The sequence below is a fragment of the Rugosimonospora africana genome (assembly GCF_016862975.1).
GTDB lineage: Bacteria > Actinomycetota > Actinomycetes > Mycobacteriales > Micromonosporaceae > Rugosimonospora > Rugosimonospora africana.
This window is the reverse complement of sequence record NZ_BONZ01000121.1, coordinates 22,643-29,614: the sequence shown is the minus strand read 5'-3', so window position 1 is coordinate 29,614 and position 6,972 is coordinate 22,643. Positions and strand designations below refer to the sequence as shown.

Annotated in this window: 8 protein-coding genes; 6 read left to right on the top strand and 2 right to left on the bottom strand. The window is 64.3% G+C overall.

The features are described 5' to 3' along the window. The first annotated feature begins 51 nt into the window (after positions 1-51). From Raf01_RS46845 to Raf01_RS51145, 3 genes are all read left to right on the top strand, one after another. A complete protein-coding gene (locus Raf01_RS46845) occupies positions 52-243 on the top strand; it encodes a hypothetical protein (RefSeq protein WP_203924657.1) in 192 nt (63 codons plus the stop codon). 141 nt (positions 244-384) lie between these two features. Then, a complete protein-coding gene (locus Raf01_RS46840) occupies positions 385-1,101 on the top strand; it encodes an AAA family ATPase (protein WP_203924656.1) in 717 nt (238 codons plus the stop codon). A gap of 219 nt (positions 1,102-1,320) precedes the next feature. Beyond that, positions 1,321-1,605 (top strand): helix-turn-helix domain-containing protein, encoded by a 285-nt coding sequence (locus Raf01_RS51145; RefSeq protein ID WP_373319788.1) that lies wholly within the window; start codon positions 1,321-1,323, stop codon positions 1,603-1,605. A gap of 197 nt (positions 1,606-1,802) precedes the next feature. Here Raf01_RS51145 and Raf01_RS46830 read toward each other — a convergent pair whose 3' ends face one another. Next, positions 1,803-2,438, bottom strand: a complete 636-nt coding sequence (locus Raf01_RS46830; protein ID WP_203924655.1) for a hypothetical protein — start codon at positions 2,436-2,438, stop codon at positions 1,803-1,805. A gap of 843 nt (positions 2,439-3,281) precedes the next feature. Here Raf01_RS46830 and Raf01_RS46825 point away from each other — a divergent pair. Continuing rightward, entirely contained in the window at positions 3,282-4,457 is a 1,176-nt protein-coding gene (locus Raf01_RS46825; RefSeq protein ID WP_239134537.1) for a 1-aminocyclopropane-1-carboxylate deaminase/D-cysteine desulfhydrase, read from the top strand. 46 nt (positions 4,458-4,503) lie between these two features. On the opposite strand, the gene Raf01_RS50350 is transcribed toward Raf01_RS46825, so the two are convergent. Next, positions 4,504-5,604, bottom strand: a complete 1,101-nt coding sequence (locus tag Raf01_RS50350) for a hypothetical protein (RefSeq protein WP_239134536.1) — start codon at positions 5,602-5,604, stop codon at positions 4,504-4,506. A 355-nt stretch (positions 5,605-5,959) separates the two neighbouring features. Between Raf01_RS50350 and Raf01_RS46815 the strand changes: the two genes are divergently transcribed. Together Raf01_RS46815 and Raf01_RS46810 are read left to right on the top strand one after the other, a co-directional pair. Further along, positions 5,960-6,274, top strand: coding sequence for a recombinase family protein (locus Raf01_RS46815; protein ID WP_203924654.1), 315 nt, complete (start codon positions 5,960-5,962; stop codon positions 6,272-6,274). Then, on the top strand, positions 6,271-6,936 hold the full coding sequence (locus Raf01_RS46810; RefSeq protein WP_203924653.1) for a GOLPH3/VPS74 family protein: 666 nt from the start codon (positions 6,271-6,273) through the stop codon (positions 6,934-6,936). The genes Raf01_RS46815 and Raf01_RS46810 overlap by 4 nt, the downstream gene beginning before the upstream one ends. Positions 6,937-6,972: the final 36 nt, after the last annotated feature.

Here is a 6,972-nt window from a genome sequence, read left to right as displayed (position 1 = left end):
TGAAGACGTCGGCAATTTGCCTCGGCCCGTTCCGCAGTCATGCTGCTGGTCATGTCCTCTAGCTACAGTTATGAACCGACGTTGGACCTCTACGCCATCATGATCACCGATGATGCTGGCGAGGATCTGTGCGTGGTTCTGGGCCCAGAAGAGTTCGAGCAGCTTCAGGAGTGGTCCAACACGACAGTGTGGCGGGCCGAGGCCCTCGGGCTGGAGGCCACGGCGATTCGGGCGCTGCTGTAAGGAATCATTAAGCGTGACCCGTACGAGGAATGACGCGAATATGCGGTCGCCGAGAGCATCCATCGCATCCGAGACGGCGGGATCATGGCATCTTCAGCCAATGACGTGTGTTTACCCGGGTCAACACCGATTGGGTTCCCGGTGGCTGACCCGTCTGGTGGTGCCGTCATCTGCCGGCTGCGTTTTCATTGCTCGTGGCGTTTGGAACTGATCCGTCCGGCCGCGGCGTCTGGTCTGCTACGGTTCCGACGTGTCCGCGCGTCCTCATGCATTCCGCACGCCAGACGGGATTCGTCGATGGTCGTAGTGTTTGTCACGGGCGTATCGGGTTCGGGCAAGTCGACGCTGGCCCGCACGATGGCCGGTTGGGGTCACCGGACGGTCAGCACCGACGCGGACCCTCGACTGTGCTACTGGAGCGATTCGAGGGGCTGCCCGGTGCAGCGCCCAGCCGAGCCCGACGCAACCTGGCTGACGACGCACGAGTGGCGTTGGAACCCGCGCCGTCTCGACGAGATCATCACCGGCGCGGCCAACCAGAGCGATGATCCACTGTGGCTGTTCGGGCAAGCCGCGAACGCCGCCGAATTCGCGGACCGGTTCGACGTGACGATCCTGCTAGAGATCGACCAGCAGACGATGATCAGCCGGATTCAGAACGGGTCGCGTGGCAACGACCTCGGCCGGGTGGGCGACAGCCTCTCTATCGCCCTCGCCTCGTACATCCCCTTCGTCACGGCGTGGCGGCGACACGGCGCCGTCATTGTCGATGGCACCGCAGACGTCGAGACCGTCGCCGAGGAGCTTCTGATGGCCGCCGCATCAGCAGCACTACACAGACGCAAGCCCTCGGGCTGAACGCCTGCCGAGCGGCATCTACAGGACGGCGGGGCGTGTTGTCGGGCATCGGAATCGGTGCAGAGCGACGGCATCGGCCGCCTGGCCGTTCCCGCGACCACGCGGCTCGTTGGAGGCGAAGACCGTGCGAAGCACGCGGCTGGGCTATGACTCGACAACCGGCATACGCGCCGGTCCGTGCTGCCATGGCCTGCCGCTCAACCGATGGTCGTCTCATAGATCCAGCGAAGAGAGGATCTCACGCGCCAGTTCATCGCTTCCTGCCGAATCCACCACCTGCCCAAGGCGCGTTCGGCTGCTGTCGTTGACGGGCTGCGCGGCCGCGGCCTGGCGGACGCCGCCGGCGGGTTCACCGACGCCGGTCGGCAGACCAGGCGGCGGATGGAGGCACTCACCGACGATCTGGCCGGGCCGGCGTACGACGTGCTCAGCGCGGACGAGCTCGACGAGCTGATCGCGGGGCTCGAACCGACCGCCGACGCGGCAAAGACGATCGACGACTGAGTGGGCGCGTCCGGCGACCGGCCACGACCCCCAGCTCGGCCACCGCGGCAATTTCGCAGGTCCAGCCTGCCGCACCCGTCGTGACACTGGGCGAGCGGATCGCGCTACACAGTACGCGTTCGCGAACCGGATACCGGCGTCGTAACGTTCGACGGCCCGTGGCCCACGAACGGCGATAACAGGCGATTCGCAATGAATCAGGATGCCTGTGGGTACGAGACGCCGGCCAAGTGGTCGGCCAGATTGAATCGGGTACCGCAGTTGGGACAGCTGAGCCGCCCGAAGAGGTAGGTCAGGAGGGTTGCCACGGAGTCCCGGTTTGCTTGCAGGGCTTCGGTATGCAGGCGGCCAGCCAGTTCCGAGGACAGACCGGGCTCGATCGATGAGTCTTCGGGCTCCAGGTCGACCAACAACTCCTCTCTGCAGTCGGGGCATTGCACGTCGACCTCGCCGTCGTTGATGCGATCGAGTTCTTTGCCCCAGATTTCGTCACCGTCGAAGCCGAGAATGGCCTGCTGCAGGTATATGAACATGCTGTCGCTCGACGCACTGGACAGGCAGTCCATGGCAAGCGCGCGTAAGGCTGCGAGTTCTTGGGTGTACTCGGCCCGGCTGGCGTCGGGGGCGTCCACTGCGATGCGACCGGCAAGTACCACCATCTTCTCCCGCTCCTGAGGCGAAAAGGTGGTGCTGGTCCGTGCCAGCCAGGGCAGCAGGACCGCGCTTGCCGGGTCACAAGTGCCCTGATGACAGGAGTCGTTCCAGATGACGTCCCAGGCTGGGGAAGCCGGGTCGGTCGCGGCAGACTCCAAGACGTCCGGGGAGATCTTCACCGGCTGAAGCTTTGCATAGCTCAAGATCAAGCGCCATGAGTGGACACTGTCGCGTTGCGCTCGGCCGCTCCATGCCGACCACGCGCAGCGGCTTGTGGCCGCGCCACACTGGCAGACCTTCCGGCTTCTCTGTAACGAGGGGCCGTGGATGGCACCCCAGGCTCGGACGCCGAGAGCACGCCGGACACCCCGCGCCCAGCGCTGAAGCAGTGCCCAGCGCTGTGACGCTGTTGGACGTCAGGGACGTAGCCGAGTTGCTTCCGGCCGCACGGGACGCCCGTGCCGCACTGGCAGCCGTCGGACGGTCGCTGTCGCGGGACAGGCTGGCTGATCGGATGCGTGAAGATGGATATGGAGTTTCCAACGCCCGCGCGTCTGTGCTGCTAACTCCTCAAAGCGGAAGAAAGCACCATGCCTTTCAGTGCCATTTCTGACACCAGCCTAGGTTCGCCAGCCTCGCGGTCAACGTCGCGGTCGGCGGCGCCGACCTGGTAGGCCGCGCGCTAGCCGGTTGGCCGGCCATCTCGCTGCTCGTCTCGATCAAACTCCTGTTCTCCATGTTCGACCACGACATCGAAGATCGTCCCCCGTCCCGGACGGTCCGTCCGTCCCCGGGACGGTCCGACCCGATCAGCGGACGGTCCCGGACGGTCCCGTCGTCCCCAGGACGGTCCCGGGGACGGTCTGCGACAACGGGCGCTCGTCCGGGACCGCCGAGGCCCCGGCGGCCCCCGCCCGCTCGCCGCTGGGCCGGTCGAGGAGTCGATGGCACCGGCTCGGTCGGCGGCAGCGCCCCGTTGGCCCTCCGGGACGTGGCCGACCTGCTGGCTGCTGCCTGCATCAGTGCGGCAGGCCCGCGCAGCACTCGTCGCCGGCGGGCGCAGCCTGTCCCGTGACAGGCTCGCCGACCGGATGCGTGAAGACGGCTACCGCGTTTCCAACGCCCGAGTCGGCCTGCTGCTAAGGCTGCTGACGTCCGAGGACGTGGCGGGTCCGGTTGACGTGAGTGCCCGACGACCGGACGATGCCGAGTATGCGGCCTGCCAACGCCGAGGGGGTGTAGGCGACCCCGAGACCTGCCGGTCCTGGCGACAGTTCTCGTCAGGACTGGCGGTGCGGTGGCAGGCTGCGAGGGTGCATGAGATGCGGTCCGACCCGATAACCCTCCGACTTCCGTCACCTCTGTTCGAGTTGCGCGACGACCGGCTGGAACGGGCGCAGGTTCGTCTACTGATCAAGCGTGATGACTTGATCCACCCCGAAATCCCGGGGAACAAGTGGCGCAAGCTGAGCTACAACTTGTCGGCGGCGACCAACGCGGGCCACGACACGCTATTGACCTTCGGCGGGGCATACTCCAATCACCTCCGTGCGACTGCTGCGGCTGGATACTACTTCGGATTTCGGACCATCGGCGTGGTCCGGGGCGAGGAACATCTGCCACTTAACCCGTCGCTGGAGTACGCGACGAGACGAGGAATGCGGTTGACCTACCTCGATCGCACGACCTACCGCGAGAAGCAGAGCCTGACGGTCATTGAAGCGCTCCGGCGGGAGTGGGGCCGCTTCTATTTGCTGCCCGAGGGCGGCAGCAACTCCCTTGCGTTGAAGGGTTGTGCGGAGATTCCAGAGGAAATCGATGCCACATTCGATGTCATCTGCTGCGCGGTCGGCACGGGTGGAACGCTCGCCGGCATCGCGGCGGGCCTGAGAGAGGGTCAGCGGGCAATCGGCTTCTCGGCCCTGAAAGGCGGAGACTTCCTCGCCGACGACGTGGCTCGTCTTCAGTCTGAAGCCGGCCTTGCGTCTGCTAACTGGCGCATCGAGTGCGCCTATCACTTCGGAGGATTTGCGAAGACGACGCCGCAATTGCAGACTTTCATCGATACTTTTGCGGAGCGCCACGGGATCGTCTTGGATAGAGTATACGTAGCGAAAATGATGTTTGGCATCTTCGATATGATTCAGACCGGGGCATTCCCGGCGGGCGCAACGATGGTGGCGGTCATTACCGGATAGGTATCCGCTAATGACGCTATTTCAATGGGCCCCGCGACTGTAGTGGCTAGACTCTGAGGTGATATTCGCGCATGCCTCGCGGGGATGTTGCTTCGTCAACCCAAGTCAGCTCCCACTCGCCGGTGTTGACCTTGAAGTTCGTCCCAAATCCGAGCCACTTGCCGCTCATCGCGCGACCCATGGGGTTCACGACAAGCTGGATTGTTCCGTGGTAGACCGCTCCTCGGTAGTAGCCCGTTGGGGACGTTCTCTCGGTCCACGTGCCGGTGGCGATCGACGCGTCCAGCGACAATTCGAGGTCGAGATGTGACCCTGTTGAGTGAGGCAAACTCTCACCGACTACTTGATTCCCGCGCTGCCGCAGCACAAGGTAATGCTGACCCTCGAATTCTCCGAGGCGACCGTTAGAGTAATACAGGTAGCGGGAATGCCAGACGCCGGATAAACCAGAACCACTCTGGCCTATGTGCGGCCTCTGCGCGGCCTGTTCGCCGTCCGCGAGAGACGGGCGGGAGGCCGCAAGCGCTAACCCGGCGGACAGCTTAAGTAGCAGATCGCGGCGGTTAGTCACGGCATCGGTCTGGTCGAACCAAAAGCCGACCGCTCGGGCCAGATCTTCGACGTCCATTTCAGCAATCTGCTTGACGAAAGTCTCAGGCTGCCGTGACGGATCAATGCTGGCAACCCCCGTGTTTGTCGAGTCCGTGTCCCGTGGGCCAAGTGATGGTTCACCACTATTAGAAAGAGCAGGAATCGGCAGGCCGCTCAACTGTCGGCGTGCCTGATAGGCATCGTCGCGCCAATCAAAGCGTGGACCGTCAGCAAGGAGGTCGGCCACACCGCATTCGTATAGGTCGGCCAATTTCGTCAATGTTTCCAAGGAGGGGGCATGGCCGGTGGAGGCTGGCCATAGTTCCCAGTAGGAGAAGTTCTTAAAAGTTTTGGGGCTGGCTGGCCACCGCTCGTTCCAAAGGTCGGCTGCTGTTCGTTGGCTCCAACCGTGGGCGAGCCGGAAAGCCACCCGCATATTCACGTCGTAACGACCGGCGAACACCCTCGCGACCTCAACCCACGTTTTGCCCGCGCCGCGTAGCTGCGCGGTCAGTTGGAGTTGTTCTTGACGAAGGGTGCGCGGCTTGGCATTCACGGGCAAGGTCCCATCAATCAGCAGCTGCCGATGTCGTGTCCTGTCAAATGACCATACAGAACCTCCCCGTGCAACCGGGAGACCCTGCGCTCAGAGATCACGGTTACGGTGGGTGGTTTGTCCGCCACTGTTCAGCCACAGTTTGGGGCAACCCGCTACACGCAAGGAGGGCGAAGCCCATGCGGATCTTGTTGGTCGGCCCTGCGCCCACCGGCAGCGCTGCCAAGGAACGGCGCTCTGCCGCGATGGTCGAATCACGTGGGCAGGCCGGACGGGGTGCATTCGGCGCTGACTTCGCCCCCGGCATCGCCATTACCGCAGACGAGCCGTAGAGGTGGCCTTGATGAGACCGCTCATGCTCGGTTACCTGCGCACAGCCGCTGATCTGCAATCGGACGATGTTGCCGTCCTGCACCGACAGGTTGCCACCTTCGCCGAACACGAGGGATACACACTCGGCGAGGTGTTCGTGGAAGTTGAGGCTTCCGGCTCGTCTGCGTTCGCGGCACTCATCAACGCTGCCTTGGAGCAGCACGCCGCCGCGGTGGTCGTGCCGACGTTGGAGCACTTCGGACGGCTACCAGGCGTGCGTGCCGCTGTTCAAGGACTGTTGGAAAGCCGGACCGGAGTACGGGTTCTGGTGTTAACAGGCGAGGCGGCCTCGGGATGAGCCAGACGAGCGATACGCGGACTTGGCCTCGGCGTCTGCGCCTGGCCGATGACTTCTGGTTTGTCGCGCACGATGATGCCAGCGGAAGGCCCCGGCTCGGGTGCGTGGCTTTGGGTCTCGGTCTGGCGGGGGCGTTGCTCGGTGAGTTGGTTCTGTTGCGCTCCATTGCGGTGAGTTCTGGGCGGGTTCTTCTGTTGAACGCGAGACCTCTGCCTGACCCCGACAGCCAGGCGATCATGCAGCAGATGTTCGCGGAGCCGCAGCATGATGTGCGGACGTGGCTGTCGTACCTGAGCCGTGGTGCGGACGAGGTGGTGGTGGCGCGGCTGGTGCGGGCGGGTCTGGTGAGTCGGGAGGCGCAGCGCCGGCTGTTCACGACCACGGTGGCGCATCGGCCGGTGGACATGTCGTTCGCGTTCTGGCGTTCGGTCCGCCTGAAACAGGTGCTTGCCGGGGGCAGGGAGCGGCCGGAGTGGCAGGACATCGTTCTGGCGGGGCTGGTCTACTCGACGGGCTTGTTCCGGGCGGTGCTGCTGGAGGATTTCGCGGCCGGTGACGCCTATCTACACAGGTGCCTGGAGCGCATGGACCCGTCCTTGCGGGAGATCGTCGCGCAGGTGGCGACGCTCGTGGGCGATTCGGTTCTGGCCGTGCGCGGTTAGCCACTGTCCTCTTTAGACGATCCGTGCCCGTATTCC